The organism is Acuticoccus sediminis (assembly GCF_003258595.1).
In the GTDB taxonomy this organism is placed as follows: domain Bacteria; phylum Pseudomonadota; class Alphaproteobacteria; order Rhizobiales; family Amorphaceae; genus Acuticoccus; species Acuticoccus sediminis.
The window spans coordinates 486,805-507,628 of the sequence record NZ_QHHQ01000005.1; the positions used below are offsets into that span (position 1 = coordinate 486,805).

The 20,824-nt window shown below is 64.2% G+C and carries 21 protein-coding genes and 1 tRNA gene; 14 read left to right on the forward strand and 8 right to left on the reverse strand.

Annotation, left to right across the window (positions count from 1 at the left end):
• Nucleotides 1-92 precede the first annotated feature (92 nt).
• On the forward strand, nt 93-293 hold the full coding sequence (locus tag DLJ53_RS23900) for a DUF2842 domain-containing protein (RefSeq protein ID WP_202913316.1): 201 nt from the start codon (nt 93-95) through the stop codon (nt 291-293).
• A 16-nt stretch (nt 294-309) separates the two neighbouring features.
• Here the strand turns inward: DLJ53_RS23900 and DLJ53_RS23905 are convergent, their stop codons facing one another.
• Nucleotides 310-825: a hypothetical protein gene (locus DLJ53_RS23905; RefSeq protein ID WP_111349854.1), complete on the reverse strand. Its 516-nt coding sequence runs from the start codon at nt 823-825 to the stop codon at nt 310-312.
• Between the two features lie 147 nt (nt 826-972).
• On the opposite strand from DLJ53_RS23905, the gene DLJ53_RS23910 reads away from it, so the two are divergent.
• Both DLJ53_RS23910 and DLJ53_RS23915 read left to right on the forward strand, forming a co-directional pair.
• A tRNA-Pro gene (locus DLJ53_RS23910) sits at nt 973-1,049 on the forward strand.
• 93 nt (nt 1,050-1,142) lie between these two features.
• Nucleotides 1,143-2,303: a DNA sulfur modification protein DndB gene (locus DLJ53_RS23915; RefSeq protein ID WP_162409501.1), complete on the forward strand. Its 1,161-nt coding sequence runs from the start codon at nt 1,143-1,145 to the stop codon at nt 2,301-2,303.
• An 86-nt stretch (nt 2,304-2,389) separates the two neighbouring features.
• Here the strand turns inward: DLJ53_RS23915 and DLJ53_RS23920 are convergent, their stop codons facing one another.
• Nucleotides 2,390-2,644 (reverse strand): hypothetical protein, encoded by a 255-nt coding sequence (locus tag DLJ53_RS23920; protein ID WP_111349858.1) that lies wholly within the window; start codon nt 2,642-2,644, stop codon nt 2,390-2,392.
• A complete protein-coding gene (locus tag DLJ53_RS23925; RefSeq protein ID WP_111349860.1) occupies nt 2,641-2,892 on the reverse strand; it encodes a hypothetical protein in 252 nt (83 codons plus the stop codon). Before DLJ53_RS23925 ends, DLJ53_RS23920 begins: the two co-directional genes overlap by 4 nt.
• Nucleotides 2,893-3,311: 419 nt before the next feature.
• Between DLJ53_RS23925 and DLJ53_RS23930 the strand changes: the two genes are divergently transcribed.
• Nucleotides 3,312-3,542 carry a helix-turn-helix domain-containing protein gene (locus tag DLJ53_RS23930; RefSeq protein ID WP_111349977.1) on the forward strand — a complete coding sequence of 77 codons (231 nt, stop codon included), beginning with the start codon at nt 3,312-3,314 and terminating at the stop codon, nt 3,540-3,542.
• Nucleotides 3,543-3,584: 42 nt separating this feature from the next.
• Here the strand turns inward: DLJ53_RS23930 and DLJ53_RS34845 are convergent, their stop codons facing one another.
• Entirely contained in the window at nt 3,585-4,616 is a 1,032-nt protein-coding gene (locus tag DLJ53_RS34845) for a hypothetical protein (protein WP_146620074.1), read from the reverse strand.
• A gap of 314 nt (nt 4,617-4,930) precedes the next feature.
• Nucleotides 4,931-5,620 carry a helix-turn-helix domain-containing protein gene (locus tag DLJ53_RS23935; protein WP_202913318.1) on the reverse strand — a complete coding sequence of 230 codons (690 nt, stop codon included), beginning with the start codon at nt 5,618-5,620 and terminating at the stop codon, nt 4,931-4,933.
• A gap of 157 nt (nt 5,621-5,777) precedes the next feature.
• Here DLJ53_RS23935 and DLJ53_RS23940 point away from each other — a divergent pair, with 157 nt between their 5' ends.
• The 6 genes from DLJ53_RS23940 (at nt 5,778) to DLJ53_RS23965 (ending at nt 12,942) form a co-directional block, all read left to right on the forward strand.
• Nucleotides 5,778-6,380, forward strand: a complete 603-nt coding sequence (locus DLJ53_RS23940) for a superoxide dismutase (RefSeq protein ID WP_111349862.1) — start codon at nt 5,778-5,780, stop codon at nt 6,378-6,380.
• 77 nt (nt 6,381-6,457) lie between these two features.
• The gene (locus tag DLJ53_RS23945) at nt 6,458-7,072 is read left to right on the forward strand and encodes a flavin reductase family protein (RefSeq protein ID WP_111349864.1); all 615 of its coding nucleotides are present in this window, start codon (nt 6,458-6,460) and stop codon (nt 7,070-7,072) included.
• An 80-nt stretch (nt 7,073-7,152) separates the two neighbouring features.
• Nucleotides 7,153-7,998, forward strand: coding sequence for a universal stress protein (locus DLJ53_RS23950; protein WP_111349866.1), 846 nt, complete (start codon nt 7,153-7,155; stop codon nt 7,996-7,998).
• Nucleotides 7,999-8,103: 105 nt separating this feature from the next.
• Complete coding sequence (locus DLJ53_RS23955; RefSeq protein ID WP_111349868.1) at nt 8,104-9,321, forward strand: efflux RND transporter periplasmic adaptor subunit; 1,218 nt, start codon at nt 8,104-8,106, stop codon at nt 9,319-9,321.
• A 3-nt stretch (nt 9,322-9,324) separates the two neighbouring features.
• Entirely contained in the window at nt 9,325-12,510 is a 3,186-nt protein-coding gene (locus DLJ53_RS23960) for a multidrug efflux RND transporter permease subunit (protein ID WP_111349870.1), read from the forward strand.
• 72 nt (nt 12,511-12,582) lie between these two features.
• Entirely contained in the window at nt 12,583-12,942 is a 360-nt protein-coding gene (locus tag DLJ53_RS23965; protein ID WP_111349872.1) for a DoxX family protein, read from the forward strand.
• Nucleotides 12,943-13,073: 131 nt separating this feature from the next.
• On the opposite strand, the gene DLJ53_RS23970 is transcribed toward DLJ53_RS23965, so the two are convergent.
• Nucleotides 13,074-13,976, reverse strand: coding sequence for an AraC family transcriptional regulator (locus DLJ53_RS23970; protein ID WP_111349874.1), 903 nt, complete (start codon nt 13,974-13,976; stop codon nt 13,074-13,076).
• Nucleotides 13,977-14,300: 324 nt separating this feature from the next.
• On the opposite strand from DLJ53_RS23970, the gene DLJ53_RS23975 reads away from it, so the two are divergent.
• Nucleotides 14,301-15,392 carry a Gfo/Idh/MocA family protein gene (locus DLJ53_RS23975; protein ID WP_111349876.1) on the forward strand — a complete coding sequence of 364 codons (1,092 nt, stop codon included), beginning with the start codon at nt 14,301-14,303 and terminating at the stop codon, nt 15,390-15,392.
• Between the two features lie 39 nt (nt 15,393-15,431).
• Here DLJ53_RS23975 and DLJ53_RS23980 read toward each other — a convergent pair whose 3' ends face one another.
• Both DLJ53_RS23980 and DLJ53_RS23985 read right to left on the reverse strand, forming a co-directional pair.
• Entirely contained in the window at nt 15,432-16,667 is a 1,236-nt protein-coding gene (locus DLJ53_RS23980; protein WP_202913319.1) for an MFS transporter, read from the reverse strand.
• Nucleotides 16,668-16,809: 142 nt separating this feature from the next.
• Nucleotides 16,810-17,706, reverse strand: coding sequence for a LysR family transcriptional regulator (locus DLJ53_RS23985; protein ID WP_111349880.1), 897 nt, complete (start codon nt 17,704-17,706; stop codon nt 16,810-16,812).
• Nucleotides 17,707-17,884: 178 nt separating this feature from the next.
• On the opposite strand from DLJ53_RS23985, the gene DLJ53_RS23990 reads away from it, so the two are divergent.
• The 3 genes from DLJ53_RS23990 to DLJ53_RS34850 all read left to right on the forward strand — a co-directional run bounded on the left by DLJ53_RS23990 (nt 17,885) and on the right by DLJ53_RS34850 (nt 20,546).
• Nucleotides 17,885-18,967, forward strand: a complete 1,083-nt coding sequence (locus DLJ53_RS23990) for an alpha/beta hydrolase (protein ID WP_111349882.1) — start codon at nt 17,885-17,887, stop codon at nt 18,965-18,967.
• Nucleotides 18,968-19,581: 614 nt separating this feature from the next.
• On the forward strand, nt 19,582-19,737 hold the full coding sequence (locus tag DLJ53_RS36710) for a transposase (RefSeq protein ID WP_111349884.1): 156 nt from the start codon (nt 19,582-19,584) through the stop codon (nt 19,735-19,737).
• 158 nt (nt 19,738-19,895) lie between these two features.
• Entirely contained in the window at nt 19,896-20,546 is a 651-nt protein-coding gene (locus DLJ53_RS34850) for a hypothetical protein (protein ID WP_146620075.1), read from the forward strand.
• The last annotated feature ends 278 nt before the right edge of the window (nt 20,547-20,824 follow it).

Here is a 20,824-nt window from a genome sequence, read left to right on the forward strand (position 1 = left end):
TATGGCCGCTGCGACGACGCCGCGACCATCTCCGGATTGGACAAATTGACCGGGACCATCGAAAGAGGGCCGACGGGACTGGGAGGGACGACGTGAACATCCGGGTGAGGAAGCTGATCGGTACGCTGGTGACCGTCACCTTCCTGTTTATCTACGTGCTGATGGCGATGGTGCTGGCGGCGCGCCTGCTCCCTGGCACCAACGGCGTCACCCAACTCGCCTACTATGTCGTGGCGGGCCTCCTCTGGGTGATCCCGGTCGGCCTTCTCATCAAGTGGATGGAGCGCGGCTGAGGCGCAGTTCCCCGGGTCAGCGTGACGTGCGCCGCCCGAGGCGCTGGCGGATCGCGGCGATGGCCCGGAGCAGCAGTGCCGCGAGACTTCCCGCCAAGGTCATGTAGGCGATGCCGAGCCCCCACTGCCCCTCCGTGCGGTGAGCGAGGCGGAAGCGCGACGGGCCGCCGGCGTCGAGGCGGTCGCGCACGCTCCTCGCGATGGCGTGCGCCGCCAGCATCTGACCCGAGGAGACTTCGATCCGCAGGCGGTCGGGCGCGTCCTGCACGACGACGACGGACCGCATCGCCCTGTCCTCGGCGCTCTCGCCGGCGACCGCGGCGCCCGGCCGGAGCGGGCGCAGCGCGGCGATGTCGGCGGGCGGCATGGTGGCGAGCGCGCCGGCGATCCCCTGCCGCCTCGCGGCCTCGATACGGTGGGGACCGACCGGGCGGTCGAGCCGGACCTCGATCTCGACGACCGTCGCCGCGATCGGCGGCCCGGTCAGGACACCGGCGAGGCTCATGGCCGCGAGCGCGATCAGTCGGCGCATGGTGCATCTCCCGGGCGGTCGGACGTCCGGTCCGGCATGGCGCATCGGGCTGTGTCGGGGCTGGGGGCGCGGTTTGGACCGGGGCTCCGTCAAAGCGTACGGCACCGCTTGCGCCGGCCGATCAAACCCTATAGGTCCATCCGACGACGGAGCGTAGCGCAGCCTGGTAGCGCACTTGACTGGGGGTCAAGGGGTCGTGGGTTCGAATCCCGCCGCTCCGACCAATGTTTTCAATCTGTTAAGAGAGTGGGCCTCGTTCCCACTTTCCGCTGTGTCAGCACAGTGTCAGCGCGGCACCCGAATTTATGAGGTGGCCGATGTTCGCTGACTCAACAGCACGGCTCAACCCGACCGAGGGCCACATCCTCGCTGGCGTGCAGATCGACGAGCACCGCTTTCTCGCGCGGGTGAAGTCGCCGCAGCTCTTCCAGATCGCTCCGGACCCGCGTGACACGGAGGACAAGCGCAAGCTCGCCGCATCGAAGGATGCGCAGGACCTGCGAGAGATCCGCCTCAAGGTGCAGCGGCTCTTCGAGGGCGCGAAAGCCAAGAACGTCGGTGCGCAAGCCGACTATGTGATCAGCCTGCACAACGGCCAGCCCGGCATCACCCCGACGATCATCCTCTACAGCGAGGCGCCGCTGGAGACTGCCCTCGATCCTCAGATGAGCGTCGGGACGGTGCTGATCCCTTACGGGGTGAAGCTGGTGGCGATCGATGGTGAGACCCAGCTCGCCGCGCGCTATGAGGCTGCCAACCGGATGCCTGAGACAAAGGACAGCGCCGTCGCGGTCTACATTTGCAAGGGGCTGGGAAATGCATGGGCGCGGCAGGCCTTCCACGATCTCAACGTGCTCGGCGTGCGGCCCAACGCGGCCGTCAGCATCGGCATGGATGCGAGAGACCCGCTTACGCGCCTCACCAGCGACCTTGAGGCACGCGTTCCCTTCTTCGAAGGACGCATCAGTCGCACCAGGCGTCAGTTGAGGGCGTCAGATCCTGAGGTGACCACGATCTCCGCCTTGCGGGGCGCATGCGTTACCTTCGTGCATGGGATCGGCGGGACGAAATACGGCGCAAGGCCGGTGCCGCTGCCGGCAGGTCGGGAGGCCGCTGTCCTCGAAGCCGCGGTGGAGTGGTGGCGGGGCGTGACCGGTCTCATTGGCGACGCCCTTGAGAATCGAGACGACACGGTCGCATCCGCGCCGGCCGTCCTGTCAGCGCTCGGCGCGATGGGCCACCCGCTCCTCGCAGCGGACGGGCCGGACCAACGCCGCCGGGGTCTCAACGCTCAACTCGCGAAGCTGGAAGCCGTCGACTGGGCGCGCGGGCGCCAATGGGAGGGCATCGCCGGCAAGTTCACTCCCAAGGGTGCATTCACTGTCGGTGGATCGAAAGAGACCGCGCATGCGATCTTCGGGGCGCTGAATGACGAGACGTCAGCGCCCTACGCGCGCATTCGTTCAAGCACCACCTAGACCCTCTGCTCCCACCTCTGCATGAATAAAGGGCGGGCTCCGATCTCGGACCCGCCCTCATGTTTTCCAATCCGTGAAATCCGGCGTCACGGTTCCTGAGCGAAACGACGGACCATGATCTGGACGCCTCGCAGGTCGACCAGATGGTGCTCGATATCGACGTGAAGATCATCGAGACCTTGGGCGATCGGGTCTGATCCGTAGTCCCCCAAAAGGTCGCTCGTCACCGCTAACCTGATGAGGCGAACGCGCTGCCGGATGCTCTCAAGGGCGTCCAGGCTGGTGGTAATTCCGGACCTGACATCGTCGATGTCGTATGTGTCTTTCAGTTCGATCGTCATGCCTCGGCCCCTGCACTCGTCGAGAGGTGATGAGGGTAGGAGTCGAGCAACGCCTTGAACTCAGCAACTCCGTCTTCGAGATCGTCGCTGGCACGCAAGAGCGGGGCGCATGTCCCGCCGGATAGCTCGAGAACGAAGTGCTCCGCTCCGCCGCAATAGAAGGCGATGCGATCCTCAAGCGCTGCGAACGCGTCGTAGATTTCTCGAAACACTGCTGCATCGGCGGTGTTGTTCGGCGCCGCGGTCATCGCGCCACCTCCGCCCGATGCGCATCGGCGAAAGCGTTGAGCATCTCTTCGAACTGGTCGACGACTCGATCAGGTCGTCGCTGGCGCGAAGCATCGCGTCTCCGCACGAGTGGCGGACCCCATCCCCGGCAATGGACTCCGCGCCTGCTGCGTAGAACCTGATGCGCGCCTCCAGCGAGTCCCAGTCGTCGATCAGGTTGGAGAGCGTGGGCGTCCTTTCGGCTTCGGCGACGGTCCTATTCGCTGCAATGGTCTTGGCGTCGGGCATGGCTTCCCCGTCCGCCGGAACTGTGGTGTTCGGCATTGTCTCATTGCTCCTGTAGCGAGCTGTTTGTACAGTGTCCCTATTGATGCGGATAAATGTTCGTTTTGTCAACCCGAATAGGGACAGGGTACAAATGACGCCGGTGCAAATGAGGATGGCGAGGGCGGCGGTTGGTTGGGGGGTGCGCGACCTTGCCGCCGCTGCCGGTGTCACTGCAAACACCGTTACCCGTATCGAGAAAGGCAGCGATGCGAAGCAATCGACGCTTCAGGCTCTACAACGTGCCCTCGAAGACGCAGGCGTGGAGTTCATCCCCGAGAACGGGGGCGGCGCTGGGGTGAGGCTGCGGAAGCGGTCAGCCCCCGTGTCAAAGATAGAGGTTTGACCGGCGGGGGCACTCGCGGCTGCTTCTCGATCCAAGACTGCGTTACTGCGTCGTGAACCCTACCGCCGGTCTGGCGGCTTCGTTCCGTGGTGGTATTGCCGTCTTGAGGCCAGCGGCAGGCGGCAGGCGCGGGCGATCATCCACGGGCATGCTTCGCGCGGCGGCGGCGACGTGTCGCTCGAGGTCACCGGTGCGCTCGAATATCCGCTCGAACATCGTCAGGTGTCCTTTTGGATAGTTGGCTGTCTCGGAACGATTGCGTCGATAAAGAGCAAGATCTTTGCGCCGAGATTCGCAAACGCATGGCTTGGGCGGCGCGTCGCTTCTCTCGCAGGCGGTGACGAACGCCTCGGCGAGCGGTTCCATGATGCGTGACTGCACGTATTTCTGGCAGTCGTTGCCCTTGCCGCGGCAATGCCGCTCCCACAGGCGCTGGATCTCTGCCTTCTGCTTCGAAACGACAGTCGCAGAGGGATCATGGGGCGAACTGTCGTTGCCCGGCCGGGCATGGCATGGAAGGTCCCGCTCCAGGATGTTCGACCAGGCCTTTCGTGATGGAGCGGTTGGCGTCGCATCGACCGTGGGCTTGGGCGGTGCAAAACGCTTCCGCCACTCTCGGGCATAGGCCGGATCAGTGGGCGGCAGTCGTGAGGGGCGGTAGACTTCCCATGTGAAGCGCTCGTCCATGTTGCCGCCCTGAACGTTGATCGACACGGCCAACGGCACATATCCGTCAGCGCATGGTGAAGAGGGGTTGCCGCGGCGTTCGAACCGCGCCGGGAATCTCTTCTGCACGGGAACGCAGAGAGCATCGAGCATGCCTGGAAAGCCCCCGCCGCGCTGGGAAAACCGGAAGCGTAGCGGGACCATAAGTCCGTCGCCATCCGGCACCGCGAAGGCGAAGGCACGCCGATCATATGCACCGATGGTTTCCGTGAGGCACGGCTCCGAGCGGGAAAGAACTGCCCAGCCGAGCACGCGGTCGGCCGAGAAGGCACCGCCCCATTCGTAAATGGCGGCGTAGACCGGCTCACGGTGGGGGTTGCAGATCTCGATAAAGGTGAAGGTGGCCATCGCCGGCGTGGCCGCGAAGAGGGTTATCACGAGACAAGCGATAAAACGCAGTATTGCTCTCAAAATCGGCCTCCGACGCCATGCTAAAAGTATGACCGTGAGGTTAATTGACGTGATCTCGTCGTGGCAAGCGGGACGAGCCGACCCCGGCGGATGTGCCTGCGCGACAACAACGTCGTCTCTCGCTCATCTTGGAACACTCCGACTTTGGCTTGAAGGCCTATCATCGGTGTCCACTCGAACGGGGCAGGATCAGCCTCATACCGGCGACGGCCTCCGAGAGGGAGGCAGCCTGAACACGAGGGTGGGTCAGATTACGATCGGCGCGGCCCCTGAAAGGGGGTCAGATTTGGATCGGCGTTGACAACCTTGGCGTCAGGATTTTGCCGCTTGCCAGCATAATCTTCCGGATTGCGCTGCACGACGTAAGTGCAACGGCGCCCCCCTCCGACGATGTGTTCGGTTCGTGCGACGGAGACCGTGGGGCCGAGGACCGCACGAAACACATCCAGCTCCGCGCGGCAGAAACCCTGGCACGCCGATGCTGCAGCGCAGATCGGGCAATGGTTTTCGATGAACAGGAACGATCCGTCCCTCTCCTCGCTCCACTGCGCCATGTAGCCTTCTTCCGAACGCAACCTTGCCAGTGCCTCAAGCTTGTCCGGAAGCTCGGACTTCCGGGACAGCTCGCGCTCGTAGATCGCCCGCGTGTCGGCCTCCCGCGCGTTGATGATCGCATCGAGGGCGGTATTGCCGACATGCGTGCGGACGAGATCGAGAAGCTGCACCGTCAGCGCAGCATGCGTATCGGGAAACCGGGCCTGCGCCTTCGCGGTCAGTTCCCAGAGCTGGCGAGGGCGGCCGACCCCCTTTGCCTCGCTCGTGGCTTCGACGAGGCCTTCGTCCGCAAGCCGGACCAGCTGTTGACGTGCCGCTTCTCCCGTCGTGCCGAGCGTTTTTCCCAGCGCAGACGACGTCAAAGATCCGTGCATTTTCAACGCCATGAGGATGCGCTCGGAGGAGCTGCGGGGGGTGCGTGAAGAATTTTCCAAGTTATTGCTTGACATATTCCGCTGTGCGGTTTTCAAAGGGTTCGCTTTGAAAATAGCGACTCGGGCGTCGCAGGACAACCGCCCGCCTCCGCTGACCAGGGAATCCGAGATGGCATTCGAACTACCGACGCTGCCGTACGCACCGTGCGATCTGGCCGAACGCGGCATGGGCCAGGATACGCTCGAGCTGCATCATGGCAAACACCATCAATCGTACGTCACGGCACTCAACGGGTTCGTGGAGACGAATTCCGATCTTCAGGGCAAGTCGCTTGAGGAGATCATACTGTATTCGGCCGCACAGCCCGAGCTCGCCGGCGTCTTCAACAACGCCGGACAGCACTGGAATCACCTTCACTTCTGGAAGGCGCTGTCACCGAGCGGAGGACGGATCCCCGGCAGGCTTGAAACCAAGATGATCGCGGACTTCGGTTCGGTTGCTATCTTCAAGGATGACTTCAAGACGGCGGCGACCACCCAGTTCGGATCGGGCTGGGCGTGGCTCATCCTCGCCAGCGATGGTCGCCTCAAGGTGACGAAGACACCGAACGGCTCGAACCCCATCGCCACCGGGGACGGGATACCGCTCCTGGGCCTCGATGTGTGGGAGCACAGCTACTACCTCGATTTCCGCAATCGGCGGCCCGACTACGTCACCAACTTCCTCGATCAGCTTGCCAACTACGAGTTTGCTGAAGCGAACCTCGGCTAGCCCTTCGTGCCATGCGAAAGCACCTTGCATAGGGCTGGGCCATAGCCTTGCGGCCTGCGGGTGCGGAGTCATCAACCATGAGCGTCAGCGCCTCTCGAGCTGCTCCCGCCAGCCTCAACTCGCATCATTCCATCAGATTGAAGCCGCCAAGCCGGCGGCCGGCCGCTGACACCGCGTTCCGGTCGGCTATGTCGTCGATGGCCTCCACCGTGGGTATCGTCACGGCCGCAGTCGACGCGGAGCGTGTCGGCCGGACCGTGACGTCAGCGATCTCGCTTTCGGTGCAACCGCCGGCAATCCTGGTTTCCATCGACGTGACCAGCCGCCTCGCCGAGTTCATCATTCGCGCTGACGGATTCTCCTACGCCGTCCTCGCCTCCGATCAGGAACGTCTGGGCGACGCCTTCGCCGGCGGCCTCTCGTCGAACAGGCGGTTCGAGCTCGGGCGCTGGGAGCAGTGGGGATCCGGTCACCCACGTCTGAAGGGGGCCGTGACCGTCCTCGATTGCGAGTTGATCGGAACGATGACGACCACCACGCATGTGCTCTTCGTCGGGGCCGTCGCGGATGCGAATACGACCACCGAACGTGCACCACTCCTTTGGCACAACCGAAGCTATCGGCACCTAGACGGAGATACCGCCAACACCCTCACCGGCGCCAGTGCGGGTTGGGGTGGAATGGAATCATGACCACTATCGTGCCGCCATTGAGGCCCCCTCGAGTCCTGACCGATTCGGTGAACATGCATGGTCGAAGGGTGCGTTAGAAGATGGCATTCCGCACTATCGCTGTGTTTGTCGACCCGGCGCCGGCGTGCGCCGATCCGATCCTATATGCCGTCGGGCTAGCGCGGCAGCACGAAGCCCACATCATCGCGATCTGCGTCGTTCCGACCACTTGGGAAACCAAGCCGTCGAGCATGTATGCGCGCGGTGATGACGCGATCCACGATGTCATCACCGTCGATACGGTTGGGCAACTGGACGCGATCGAGGCGGCACGACAGGCCTTCTCGCGGAATATGGGCGAGCGTGGCAGCCAGGAGTTTCGCGTCGTGCGAGAGTTCGAGGCCGCTAGACACATCCAGCTCAACCTTCTGCACGTCGACATCGTTGTCACCGGGCCGCTCTATCACGAGCGTCAGACCGCGATCTGGCCGGAAACCGAGCTGTTCGCCGCGGGCGTTCCGTTCGTCGTCGTGCCAGACGAGTGGTTCGAGACGCATGGCGATGGGCCGCCCGAACGTGTTCTCGTCGGCTGGAACGCTAGCGGCGAAGCGCGAAGGGCAATCACCGCATCATTGCCGCTGCTCAAGCAGGTCGATGAGGTTTGGATCCTCGTCGTCGATGGGCCCGACAACGCGCGCCGTGGCGAGGAGCCAGGCGCCGATATAGCCCTTTATCTCAGCCGCCACGGCGTCAAGGTGACAGTGATGCAGTGCGAGTCCGCGGCAGTCCCCGTGCATAGCGTCATCCTTGATACGGCCACCGCGGTCGCTGCCGATCTCATCGTTCTGGGGGCCTACAGTCACAGCCGAATGGTCGAGCGGATCTTCGGTGGCGTGACGCATGACCTCTTCAAGAGCGCGCCGTTCCCGCTTCTGGTCGCGCGCTGACGACCACTTCCGCATCCCGAACCCCGCGACGGTCGCCCTGGCCGGGTGGGGACACATGCTGCCGCCTTCGGCAGCCATCGCATTCCCAACAATCCGGGTCCCGCAATGAAGACCTTGAGTCCACGAGCTGTTCCTGTCTCATGCCTGCTGGCGTCCACGATCTTCATGGCGGCCACCGGTTCGGCCTTGGCCCAGTGGGGGAATGCACCGCCGCCCGCCGTGGACGTCGTGACGCTACAGGGACAGTCCGTCCCTGTAGTCAATGAACTTCCCGGCCGGATCGCCGCGACGCGTGTGTCCGAGGTCCGGGCTCGGGTATCGGGCATATTGCAGGAGCGCATATTCGAGCAGGGCACGCTCGTTCAGAAGGGCGAGACGTTGTTTCGCATCGACCCGGCACTTTTCGAAGTCCGTGTTGCGAGTGCCCAAGCCGCATTGCAGCGCGCTGAGGCAACACATAAGAACGCGGCATTGGAGCTGAAGCGTCAGGAGTCGCTGCGTGACCGCAAGGTCAACAGCATCGCCCAATTCGAAAGAGCTTCCGTCGCAATGGCCGAGGCCGAGGCGGACGTCGCCGCTGCCGAGGCTCAGCTCGACGAGGCGAGGATCAACCTAGGCTATACCGAGGTCATGGCTCCCATCACGGGGATCATCGGCGGCGCCTTGGTGACGGAGGGTGCCCTCGTGACGGCCAACGGGCCGCAGAACATGGCGCTGATCCAGCAAATCGATCCGGTCTACGCGGACTTCACGCAATCCTCGGCCGAGCTGTTTGCCCTCAAGCGAGCCGTTGAGCAGGGAAAGTTGCAGAGCCCAGCACCCGGACAGGCACGCGTGCAGCTCGTTCTGGATGACGGCGCGCTCTACCCTCACCCCGGCAAGTTGCTGTTCTCAAGCGCCAGCGTTGACCCGACTACGGGGCAGGTCACGTTGCGCGCGGAGTTTCCGAACCCCAAACGCGATCTGTTACCGGGGCTCTACATCCGCGTTCGGATCGTGCAGGCGGTCCGTAATGAGGCCATCGTCGTGCCGCAACGCGCCGTCGTGCGCTCGGCGGAGGGAGCGGCGCAGGTCTACATCATCAAGGATGAGGTCGCCGAGCTGCGTGCCGTGAGTCTGGGTGAGGCGACAGGGTCTGACTGGGTCGTCGAGAGCGGCTTGCAGAGCGGAGATGTCGTCGTCGTCAACGGCACCATGAAGGTTCAGCCCGGCGGCAAGGTCTCGCCGCAGCCGTGGCAGCCGGTCGCATTGGCTGATGGCACGGGGGCCGGCTCCGAGGCCGCAGCCGATGCGGTGGGCACCGACACGGCGGAGATCCGCTGACCCATGGCTAGCTTCTTCATCGCGCGACCCACGATGGCGTGGGTTATTGCCATCTTTATCGCGATCGCAGGCGTGATCGCGCTGCCGTCGCTGCCGATCTCCCAATATCCCAAGGTCGCGCCGCCGCAGCTGACGATCGGCACCGTGTATCCGGGGGCCTCGCCGCAGGACATCTACCAGGGCGTCACCCGCCTGATCGAAGACGAGCTCAACACCGTCGACGGACTGCAATATTTCGAATCGACGTCCGACTCGTCCGGCTCCGTGACGATCACCACGACGTTCGAGCCCGGCACCGACACGAAACTCGCGACCGTTGACGTCCAGAATGCGATCGCGCGGGTCGAGGCGCGGCTGCCGGCGCCGGTGATCCAGCAGGGTGTCACTGTGGAGGAGGCGAGCGCCGGCTATCTCCTGTTCCTGACGCTCACCTCCACCGACGGCGCGCGCGACCAGATCGCCTTGGGCGACTACGCCACGCGCAACCTGCTCGGTGAGCTGCGACGCCTTCCCGGTGTCGGCAAGGCCCAGCTCTTCGCGGCGCAGCGGGCGATGCGGATCTGGGTCGATCCGGACCGGATGGTCGGGCTGAACATCTCGGCTGGCGACATCGAAACGGCGATCCGCGCGCAGAATGCGCAGGTCGCTGCCGGCCATATCGGCGCCGCCCCGCAGCCCGATGCGCAGGACCTCACCGCGACAGTGCTCGTCGAGGGCCAGCTCAACGATCCGGACGAGTTCGGCGAGATCGTGCTGCGCGCCAACCCGGACGGCTCCAACATCCTCCTCAAGGACGTGGCGCGCATCGAGGTCGGCGGCGAGGACTACAACCTCACGACCCGGCTCGACGGTCAGTGGGCGGCCAGCATCGGCATCCAGCTCTCGCCCACTGGCAACGCTGTGGCGACCGCCGCCGCGGTGCGCGAGAAGATGGAGGAACTGGCTGAATACTTCCCCGAGGGGATCGACTACTCGATCCCCTACGACACCAGCCCCTTCGTGGCCGCCTCCATCGAGACGGTGCTGCACACGCTCGCCGAGGCGGTAGTGCTCGTCTTCGTCGTGATGTTCGTGTTCTTGCAGAATGTGCGTTACACGCTGATCCCGACCATCGTCGTCCCGATCGCGCTTCTGGGAACTTGCGCGGTGATGTTCGTCACCGGCTTCTCCATCAACATCCTGACGATGTTCGCGATGGTGCTGGCTATCGGCATCCTCGTCGACGACGCCATCGTCGTGGTCGAGAATGTCGAGCGGATCATGGTCGAGGAGGGTCTGCCGCCGCGCGCGGCGACCGTGAAGGCGATGGGCCAGATCTCCGGCGCCATCATCGGTATTACTCTGGTGCTGGCCTGTGTCTTCATCCCGATGGCCTTCTTCCCGGGCTCGGTGGGCGTTATCTATCGCCAATTCTCGATCACCATGGTGGTGTCGATCCTCTTCTCCGCCTTCCTGGCGCTGTCCCTGACCCCGGCGCTGTGTGCCACCTTCCTGAAGCCGATCAAGCACGGTCACCACGGCGGACGCGGTCCGGGCGCCTGGTTCAACCGCGGTTTCGACAGGCTATCGCACGGATATGCCGGCGTTGCGGGGGCGCTCGCCCGCCGTGCGGGCCGAGTGATGGCGGTCTACCTCGCGCTTGCTGTGGGGCTCGGCTACCTCTTCGTCAACCTTCCCAGCGCCTTCGTGCCGGAGGAGGACCAAGGCTACATCATCGTCGACATCCTGGGGCCGCCTGAAGCGAGTCGCAATCGCACGCTGTCGACCATCGAGCAGATCGAGGGATTCTTTGCGGACGAACCGGGTGTCGCGCACACTGTGGCCATCCAGGGTTTCAGCTTCTCGGGCAACGGTCCAAACGCCGGCATCATGTTCGTTACGCTGAAGGACTGGGAGGAGCGCGGCGAAGGAAATACGGCGCAGGATATTGCCGGCCGCGCGAACATGAAACTCTTTAGCCTCAAGGATGCGCGCTCTTTCGCCCTGTCGCCGCCACCGATCGAGGGGCTGGGCACCTCCGCGGGGTTCAGCTTCCGCCTGCAGGACCGCGGTCTTCTGGGCCAAGCGGCGCTGCAGGGGGCGGCGGGCCAGCTGATGGGTGCGGCCGGCGGCGGCGGCAAGATCGTCGGTATCCGCCCGGAGGGCTTGCCGTTCGCCGCGCAGCTCATGCTGAGCATCGACCGCAAGAAGGCCAACGCCTTCGGTGTGACCTTTGCGGAAATCAACGACACCATCACCGCCAATCTCGGGTCGGCCTATATCAACGACTTTCCCAACCGCGGGCGCATGCAGCGGGTCGTCGTCCAGGCCCGAGAGGGCAGCCGGATGCAGGCTGAGGACATCCTCAAGCTCAATGTGCGCAACTCCGGGGGCGGAATGGTTCCGCTGTCCGCCGTCGCAAGTCTCGACTGGCAGACGGGACCAGCGCAGGTCATCGGCTACAACGGGTATCCGGCTGTGCGGCTCGCCGGCTCGCCCGCGCCGGGTCACTCCTCGGGCGAGGCGATCGAGGAGATGGAGCGGCTCGTCGAGGCGCTGCCGCAAGGCTTCGGCTACGAGTGGACCGGCCAGTCACTTGAAGAGATCAAGTCGGGCACGCAGGCACCGATCCTGCTGGCGCTCAGCATCCTGTTCGTTTTCCTGCTGTTGGCCGCACTTTACGAGAGCTGGGCGATCCCGTTTTCGGTCATCCTGGTGGTGCCGCTCGGCGTGATCGGGTGTGTGCTCGCCGTGATGGTTCGGGACCTCCCGAACGACGTCTACTTCAAGGTCGGACTGATCGCGATCATCGGCCTGTCGGCCAAGAACGCGATCCTGATCGTCGAGTTCGCCAAGGACTATTATGCCGAGGGCAAGGGCCTGCTCGAGTCGGCGGTCGCGGCGGCGCGGATCCGGTTCCGGCCGATCATCATGACCTCGCTGGCCTTCACTCTCGGCGTGGTGCCGCTCGCCATCGCCAACGGGCCCAGCTCGGCCAGTCAGAACGCGATCGGCACCGGGGTTTTGGGCGGGATGATCTCGGCGACGTTGCTGGCGATCTTCTTCGTGCCGGTCTTCTTCGTCTTCGTTCTGGCGCTCTTCCGGACGAAGCGCCCCGGCCCCGCGGCCGACGCGTTCAAGAACGCGTCACCGTCGGAGACGGAAGCGGCCCCGTCCGGACCGGCGGCTACGCCATCCCCGATTTCCTGAAGGCAGAGTGCAACGCGCGGTGTCCCGGCCAGACAGCCGCGGAGACCGTGCCGGCAGACAAGGACTCCAAGTATGACGACCCATCTATGGCGAGCGATGTTGGTATGGCTTCTGACGGCGTTCTTCGCCTTCGGCGGGCTCACCAATATTTTCGCGACATCCGCGATCCAGGCTGAGTATTCGCACTGGGGCTATCCGGATGGCTTCCACTACGTGACGGGGACGCTGGAACTCGCGACGGCTGCGCTCGTCGTCTTTCCGCGGACACGCCTCGCCGGAACGGCCCTCGGGATCCTGGTGATGGCGGCGGCCGTCACGACGCTCGTCATCCACCAGGAGCACACGCACGCGCTCATGCCATTGGCGACGATGGCGTTCCTCGTGCTGAACGGATACGCGGTGCTTCGAGCGCGGCGTGTGGTGAGCCAATAGGGGCCAGCGTCGTCGCTGCCGGCTCCCTACACGGCTTTGGGCATGGCGGGCACGGCATCCACCGGGCCCGCTGCAACCCCGTCTCCCCGAGTCGGATGCGCATTGGCTTCAGGCGGCGACACCCTTTCGGGTTATGTCGGAGCCATTCCGGCCGGTTCGGTCCCACCTGCGTCCAACAAGCGCTTTACATCGCGCGACGGCGCGAGGCCGAACATGCGCGAATATTCCCGGCTGAACTGTGACGCGCTCTGGTAGCCTACGTCGAAGGCTGCGTGCGCGACTTCGGCGCCGGCGAGGATGGCCCGCCGCGCCGCCTGAAGACGCAGGGACTTCTGGTATTGGAGCGGGCTCATCCCGGTCGCGGCTCGAAAATGCCGATGAAAGGACGCGTCGCTCATCCCAGCGCACGTGGCCATGGCGTGGATCGGGACACTCTCGTCGATGTGCTCGCGGATCCACGTCAACGCGCGCCGCACCTGCGCCAGCTTCGGATCGGACGCAATGATCTGGTGCAGGGCGGCCGCTTGGGGGCCGCGGAGCAGGCGGTACATCATTTCGCGCCGGATCATCGGGCCGATCACGGCGACATCGTCGGGAGAACCCTGCAGGGACAGGAGCCGCCCGCATGCGTCGAGCACCCCGGACGGCACGGGTCCGAACGCGTAGCACTTGCCCCGTTCCACGGAGACGCGGGGTGACTCGGCCATCAGATCTGCGAGCGCGTCCCGTCCCAAGGTCACGCTGAGCGCGAGATAGGGATGCGTGACGCTGGCGCGGGTGATCCGCCCCGTGACCGGCAGGTCGATGGAACCCACGAAACAGGTGCCGGGCGCGTAGTCGAGCACTGCCGCGCCGATAGTCACCTCCATCTCGCCCTGCAGGACGATGCACGCCATGGGTTCGTAGAACATCGCCAGTGAACTGTCGGTCGAAGTTGCCGAGAACAGCGCGACGCCATCGAGCAGCGGCACATTGGCTCCCGGCGTAGCCAGCGCAACCGCGCGCGCCGCGAGGTCGGATAGGTCGTCGGTCATGGGTTCTCACACGGAATGGGCGGGGACAGGCACCGCCCGCAACATTGATCCGATTAGGCAAGTCTTAGCGCGAATAGCGCAACGCCATTCGAAGCGGCAAGCCTAAATCTCTCATCTGAAACGTGGCTTTGAGCGCGTTCCATCCTTCGGCTGAAGGGGGAGCGGTTCGGTTACGCGAGCCATGCATGGCGCGACCTTGTCGAGATCAGGCACGAGGAGCCTGCAGTGACGGACGGTCGACGTCACGAAAGTCGCACATTCAGGACCCGTCCGGGATCATGGAGGCACTCGTCCTCGCCCCGGGCACGACAGGAGACACGGACCATGGCGGATCCGATCAAGGTCGGCTTCATCGGCCTCAACCCCGACAGCAATTGGGCATTCAACGCCCACATTCCGGCTCTGAAATCGCTTGGCGACACTTTCGAGGTCGCGGGCGTTGCCAACTCCAGCCCGGAGAGTGGGGCACGAACTGCCGAAGCGCTCGGAATACCGCGCGCATTTGCGACGCCCGCCGACCTCGCCGCCTCGGAGGACATCGACCTCGTCACCGTGACCGTGAAAGTGCCGTATCACTTCGAGCTGATTTCACTGGCGCTCGACGCGGGGAAGCACGTCTACTGCGAATGGCCGCTGGGGAACGGCCTCGAGGAAGCTCGCAAGCTGACGGCGCTCGCGAGGGAGAAGGGTGTCGTCGCCGTGGCGGGAACGCAGGCACGCGCCGCGCTCGAGGTCGAGTACCTGAAGCAACTCGTCTCGGACGGGTTCGTCGGCGATGTGCTGGCGACCTCGATCATCGGGACAGGGGGCAACTGGGCGGATACGACGTCTTCGGCGCTCGCCTACCTCTTCGACAAAGCGAACGGTGCCACGATGGAAGATATTCCGATGGCGCACACCCTGGCGGCGGTGAAGGACGTGCTGGGCGATATCGGCCCCCTGAAGGCGGTGAAACTGTCCAATTTCGAAACCGTAACCTTGACCGATACCGGTGAGACAAAGCCCAAGAGCGCGGCCGACCAGGTGATGGTGCAGGGTCAGATGGCGAGCGGTGCCGCTTTCTCGCTCCACTACAAAGGCGGCAAGAACCGCGGCACGAACTTCCTCTGGGAGATCAACGGCACTGAGGGCGACATCCAGGTTACGGCTCCACTCGGGCACGCGCAGATGATGCAGCTCACCGTCAAGGGCGCGCGCGGCGACGAGACCGAGATGGTCGACCGGATGCCGGATCCCTCGCTCTATTCGGGCCGTCCGGAGTTCGCGGGTGCCCGCAACGTTGCCGGCATCTACAAGCGACTCGCAGATGACATCCGCAATGGGACGGCGACGGCGCCCACCTTCTCCGACGCGCTCGCTCTGCACGAGCTTCTCCAGCGGATCGCGCACGCGGCGGAGAAGGGTGACGCATTCTGAACCCGAGCCGCCGTTCAGTCGATCCCGGCGCCGAGTTGCTCAGATGGACGTGGCGCGCTGCGGTGATGCGCCGAACCCTCCTCCGTGTGCCTCTCGGCGCAGACGCATTGCCGTCAGGACTGCCAGCGCCCCCGAAGCGAGGAGCAGCATGGCGCTGGACAGGAAGGTCGGCACGTAGCCGCCGGCATCGAATAGCAGTCCGCCGAGCGTGGCGCCCAGTGTGATGGAAAGCTGGATGATGGCGACCATGAGCCCGCCACCCGCCTCCGCATCGTTCGGCAGGGTTCGGGCGAGCCATGTCCAGTACCCGACGGGGGCGGAGGTCGCGATGAACCCCCACGCGATCATTAGGGAGCCGGTGCCGATACTGCTGGAGCCGAAAAGCACGAGGCCGAGACCGGTCAGCGCCAGCAGTACCGGAAGGGCGACGAGCGTGGGATAGAGCGATCTCTCCAGCGGCCGGTTGATGAGCGATGTCCCGACAAACCCGGCGAACCCGAGCATCAGCAGCATCACCGTCAGGGTCGAGACGCCGACGTTGGTCACGGTTTCCAGAAAGGGCCGCAGGTAGGTGAACAGGGTGAACTGACCCATGAAGAACAGCGCGGTCGCCGCCATGCCGAGCGCAACCGCGGGGCTCTTGAGCAGCGCGAAAATGTTGCCCGGGGCTCGGCGGGCCTGCGGGGTCAGGGCTGGCAGGCTGAACCAGAGCCAGACCAGGGCGGCGGCGGCGACCGGGATCAGGCACAGGAACGCCGCACGCCAGCCGAAGAGGCCGCCCAGCAGGCTGCCCATCGGTGCCGCGATAACCGTCGCCAGAGCGTTGCCGCCGTTGAAGATGGCGAGGGCCCGCGGCACCTTGCTGTCGGGGACGAGACGCATGGCGACCGCTGCCGAGAGCGACCAGAAGCCGCCGATGGCCACGCCGATCAGAGCGCGGCCGACGAGAAACACTGGAAAGCTCACAGCCAGTGCCGCCGCGGTCCCGGACGCCACCATCAGTGCCATCAGGGCAAGCAGCACGTGCCTGCGATCGATCCGTCTGGTCACCGAAGTCAGGGTGAGGCTGGTCACAACGGCGAATGCGCCGGATATGGCAAGCGACTGTCCTGCCTGCCCTTCGGTAATGGCAAGGTCGGACGCGATCGGAGTGAGCAGGCTGACCGGCATGAATTCGGAGGCGACAAGGGCGAAGGCGCCAAGCGACAGCGCAAAGACCGCGCCCCAGGCTGCGGCCGCGCCATCGTTCGTTCCGGGAGCGGGTTTGGACGTCACGAAGTCCCTCGCGGCTTTGCGCCCGCGTCGGCGCACCGGGGGCGACTGAATTTCGGAATGCCTTGCAGGCGTGTCCGGACAGGTAGCCGAGGTGGGACCGTGTGATCAGAGGCGGAGCCTGCATTGCCTCCATGAACGGAGATCATGCTTTGCGGGCGCGCAGCCGATCGACCAGCAGCCGCAGGGCCGAGCTGAGATTCCGCCGGCCCATGTAGCACACGTGATAGCCATCGAAGGGCGGGCAGAAGTCGGCCAGCGCGCGCTTCAGCCGCCCGCTCTCGAGATCCGCCTTCACCTCGGGCAAAAGGAGAAAACCGATCCCGTGGCCTTCGCGCGCCGCCCGAAGAACGAGGCCGGGATCGTTGAGGATGAAGGGCCCGGTCAGCTTCTTGACGACTTCGGAGCCGTCGATCTCGAACTCCCAATCATAGACCGGCCCCTCCGCGCGGTGGCGCATCAGGAGGCAACTGTGCGCGTCGAGGTCATCCGGATGCCGGGGCATGCCCCGCTCCGCGAAGTACTCGGGGCTGGCGATGGCCGCCATTTCCAGCCGGGGACCGACCGGCAGTGCGATCATGTCGGGACTGAGGTGTTCGCCGAGCCGGATGGCGCAGTCGTAACGGTCCTCGGCCAGATCCGACAGGCGTCCCTCGGTGCTTACCTCGATCCGCACCTCGGGAAAGTCTCGCACGAGCTGTGACGCCACGGGCCAGAGGATCTCCCGGATCGCCGGCGCGCTGGCCGTCACGCGAACCAGCCCAGAGGGGCGTTCGCCCAGCGTGCGGATCTCCTCGATCCGGTTGCGGACGTTGCGAAAGCTGGGACGCAGCGCAGCCAGCAATTGTTCGCCCGCGTCGGTCGCAGTCACGTTACGCGAGCTTCGGTTGAGAAGCCTGACGCCGATCCTGTCCTCCAGCCGTCGGATCGCGTGACTGATCGCAGACTGCGACACCCCCAGTCGGTGCCCCGCCCGGGTGAAATTGCCCTCCTCGGCGACGGCGAGAAGGATCGACAGATCGCCGAGCAATTCCCGGTCCATGAGGGCTCCTCGGGCTTCAGCCTCAATCTATCCGCAACACTCCGCCCCGTTCAAGAAGCGGACGGCGCTCAGCATGAATCAAGCTCATGCCCGCGATAGAACAGGACCACCTTATCCGGCTGGTGTGGACGTTCCACATCCTTGTCCGGAACCCACACCTGAACTGGGGAAGAACGAGATGACTGACGTGACGACCACCGGTCTCCATGACCTTCAGCGCCGCAGCCTGTTGCTCGCCGCCGGCGTCGGTGCCGCGGTTCTCGGCGTGGCCTCGTTCGGCTCAGAGGCGGCGTTAGCGCAGCCGACGTCCGAGTGGGACAAGGTTTTCCCGAAGAGCGACCAAGTCGACCACGAGAAGGTGACCTTCATCAACCGCTACGGGATCACGCTGGTGGGCGACCTTTACATGCCCCGGAACCGTGGCACCGCCCCGCTTCCGGCTCTCGCCGTCGCCGGTCCCTTCGGCGCGGTGAAGGAGCAATCGTCAGGGCTCTATGCCCAGACCATGGCGGAGCGCGGCTTCATCTCGCTGGCTTTCGACCCATCCTACACCGGCGAAAGCGGCGGGGAGCCGCGTTTCGTGGCCTCGCCCGACATCAACACCGAAGACTTCATGGCCGCGGTCGATTGCCTCGGTCTGCGCCCAGAGGTCGATCGTGAACGCATCGGGATGATCGGGATTTGTGGCTTCGGCGGTATGGCGTTGAATGCGGCCGCTCCGGACAAGCGCGTCAAGGCCGTGGCCGTGACGAGCATGTATGACATGTCGCGGGTGAATGCGCGGGGTTACTACGACGCGATGACGGACCAGAAGCGCGCCGAGACCCTAACTCGGTTAAGCCTGCAGCGCTGGGAGGACGCCGCCACGAGCGGGCCGCCGGCACTGGCGGGCGGACTGCCTGACACGCTGGACGGCATCGATGATCCGGTCATCACGATGTACTGGAACTACTATAAGACCGACCGCGGATATCACCCGCGCTCGGTGAACTCGAATGGCGGCTGGATCGTCACTTCGGCAATGTCCTTCATGAACATGCCGCAGTTGACCTACATCCGCGAGATTTCTCCGCGCCCGGCGCTGATCATCGCAGGCTCAGAGGCGCATTCCCGCTACTTCAGCGAGGACGCGTACAAAGCGGCAGCAGAGCCGAAGGAGCTTCTCATCATCGACGGCACCGACCATGTCGACCTCTACGACCAGGTCAACATCATTCCATTCGACCGGATCACAAGCTTCTTCAACAATAACCTGGCATGAGCCTGCCAGCGGCGTCTGCGCACTAGTTTGGATGCCAGCAAGACATCCGCGTTGGGCAATTGGCGGCGATGAACGTCGGCACGACCGATGCGATTGCACTTCCGGCGCACCCGCATGTTGAGGCGGAAGCTGGTAAGAGATCTCATCGGAAGAATCCACCATTGATCGCCGAGCGTTCTCGCGACGCTATTCATCGCATCGTGAGTGTCAACCGGCCAAAACTGTAGGAACATTAGGAACGGTAGAAAGGGTCGGGTCGGCCACTACGCGGAACACCATCCCGCCAGTCGTTGCAAGCCTGGAGCGAAACCGTCGACCTTCAGGCCCGGCCACATTCGAACCAGCGCGGTGCAGTCCGGTTCGGATGGTTTGCTATCTCAATGGCTATTTCGGTCTACTTTAGACCGGTCTGCTATCGTGATCGAGGAGCATTGCGGGGCAACGAAACGCTGGTTCAGAAAAGGTACACCCGAAATAGACCGTGCGATTGATTGTGGCCGATCCTCCACATCGGCTGAATTGCAAGCGTCTGGTGAGCAGGCGTTTGTGACGTTCCTGATCTGGTCCAGCTTTCGAAAGTAACTTGGCAAGTTGCTTCGAAACGAGCGGGTCGGATGCGGCGGATCGGGATCCTGACGGGGCGAGAGCGCCGACGTCGGTCAAACGACGAAAAGAAGCTCCTGATGCTGGCGGAGGCTGAGGACGCGGGTATTGTGGTCGCCGAGGTGGCGCGACGGCACGACCTCCACCCACAGCAGCTTTACCTGTGACGGAGCCCGAGGCGGAAGGCGTCGCCGCCGGCCGGGCCGCGGTACTGCCGCCGGGCCTTAGTTCGTGTGCCGACCCTTTTGAGGCGTTGCGAAGATCCGCTTGTCGACACAGACGACCTCGTCGCAAACTCTCTGCCCTTGTTGTGAGAGGCTTCGCCGTGTCGAACGTGTCGGATTTGGACTGGCTTTCAGCACTGGCCAACGAGGCCAGCGAGCACAATGAGTGGCGGGAATTTGCGGCCTTTGCCGACAGTCGTTCGCAAGGCCTGCGCACTGAGGCGTTTCGACACCTTAGTCACTTCATTCATGCCACCCGAGATTGGAAGTTCGAAGAGCGCCTGGGGTTTTGTCGCTGGCTGCTCGGCAAAGGGGATGCGTTCGGCGGGCTGGGCATTGCTTCACCTCAACCCCTCCGCGCCAGTTTGCTCGTGCCGACCATGCGAGAATGGTTAGAGCGGGAACCGAAAATCGCTGAAGCTCACCTTTGGCTCGGATTGCTGCGATGTGACGATCCATCCGAGCATCTAACCAGCGCACTAGCGCTGAACCCCAACTGCCAGCGGGCTCGTCGGGTTCTGGTGGAGTGGATCATCAACGATATCGACTACAACCAGCACGAGCTGCCGAGCTTCTATATCCAAGACCCCCGAGACGATTTGGTGGAGCTAGAGCGGGCCGCAGATTTGCTGGCTGGTGTTCCTAATTCGACCGAGATCGATCGCCAAAAGCTTGAAATAGTCGAACTCCGCCGTCGCGCCGCAGCCTGGCTAGCGGCACATCCTCTTCCAGGAGATTTTGCCGACCACTAGATGTTAGCTCCCTACCCTGTTCGGATCTTGATGGCGTTCGCTAAACAGACATAGCCGTCGCGGTGTTTACCGGATGCGGAGTGCTCCCCGACGTGCCCCCGCGGGAGGGTAGAGTTTTCCGGCTCTCATCGGCACGCCGGGCTGGGTTCGGGTGCCAATTTCATGAGCGCGGCCGGGACCTTGTTCCCGATCGCGCCGTGGGGCCGTTCCTCGTTGTAGATCCTATGGAGGTTCATTCTCGGAGAAGGCGCCGGGTGGTCCGGCGCTCAGCCGGAGGG

What these genes read in the sequence shown, in the direction of transcription:
- DLJ53_RS23950 (WP_111349866.1), top strand. Translation starts at nt 7,153, where the DNA reads ATGGCATTCCGCACTATCGCTGTGTTTGTCGACCCGGCGCCGGCGTGC.
- DLJ53_RS23930 (WP_111349977.1), top strand. Translation starts at nt 3,312, where the DNA reads ATGGCGAGGGCGGCGGTTGGTTGGGGGGTGCGCGACCTTGCCGCCGCT.
- DLJ53_RS23960 (WP_111349870.1), top strand. Translation starts at nt 9,325, where the DNA reads ATGGCTAGCTTCTTCATCGCGCGACCCACGATGGCGTGGGTTATTGCC.
- DLJ53_RS23905 (WP_111349854.1), bottom strand. Translation starts at nt 825, where the DNA reads ATGCGCCGACTGATCGCGCTCGCGGCCATGAGCCTCGCCGGTGTCCTG.
- DLJ53_RS23945 (WP_111349864.1), top strand. Translation starts at nt 6,458, where the DNA reads ATGAGCGTCAGCGCCTCTCGAGCTGCTCCCGCCAGCCTCAACTCGCAT.
- DLJ53_RS23955 (WP_111349868.1), top strand. Translation starts at nt 8,104, where the DNA reads ATGAAGACCTTGAGTCCACGAGCTGTTCCTGTCTCATGCCTGCTGGCG.
- DLJ53_RS23970 (WP_111349874.1), bottom strand. Translation starts at nt 13,976, where the DNA reads ATGACCGACGACCTATCCGACCTCGCGGCGCGCGCGGTTGCGCTGGCT.
- DLJ53_RS36710 (WP_111349884.1), top strand. Translation starts at nt 19,582, where the DNA reads ATGCGGCGGATCGGGATCCTGACGGGGCGAGAGCGCCGACGTCGGTCA.
- DLJ53_RS23920 (WP_111349858.1), bottom strand. Translation starts at nt 2,644, where the DNA reads ATGACGATCGAACTGAAAGACACATACGACATCGACGATGTCAGGTCC.
- DLJ53_RS23990 (WP_111349882.1), top strand. Translation starts at nt 17,885, where the DNA reads ATGACTGACGTGACGACCACCGGTCTCCATGACCTTCAGCGCCGCAGC.
- DLJ53_RS23935 (WP_202913318.1), bottom strand. Translation starts at nt 5,620, where the DNA reads ATGGCGTTGAAAATGCACGGATCTTTGACGTCGTCTGCGCTGGGAAAA.
- DLJ53_RS23985 (WP_111349880.1), bottom strand. Translation starts at nt 17,706, where the DNA reads ATGGACCGGGAATTGCTCGGCGATCTGTCGATCCTTCTCGCCGTCGCC.
- DLJ53_RS23975 (WP_111349876.1), top strand. Translation starts at nt 14,301, where the DNA reads ATGGCGGATCCGATCAAGGTCGGCTTCATCGGCCTCAACCCCGACAGC.
- DLJ53_RS23965 (WP_111349872.1), top strand. Translation starts at nt 12,583, where the DNA reads ATGACGACCCATCTATGGCGAGCGATGTTGGTATGGCTTCTGACGGCG.
- DLJ53_RS23925 (WP_111349860.1), bottom strand. Translation starts at nt 2,892, where the DNA reads ATGACCGCGGCGCCGAACAACACCGCCGATGCAGCAGTGTTTCGAGAA.
- DLJ53_RS23915 (WP_162409501.1), top strand. Translation starts at nt 1,143, where the DNA reads ATGTTCGCTGACTCAACAGCACGGCTCAACCCGACCGAGGGCCACATC.
- DLJ53_RS34845 (WP_146620074.1), bottom strand. Translation starts at nt 4,616, where the DNA reads ATGGCCACCTTCACCTTTATCGAGATCTGCAACCCCCACCGTGAGCCG.
- DLJ53_RS23940 (WP_111349862.1), top strand. Translation starts at nt 5,778, where the DNA reads ATGGCATTCGAACTACCGACGCTGCCGTACGCACCGTGCGATCTGGCC.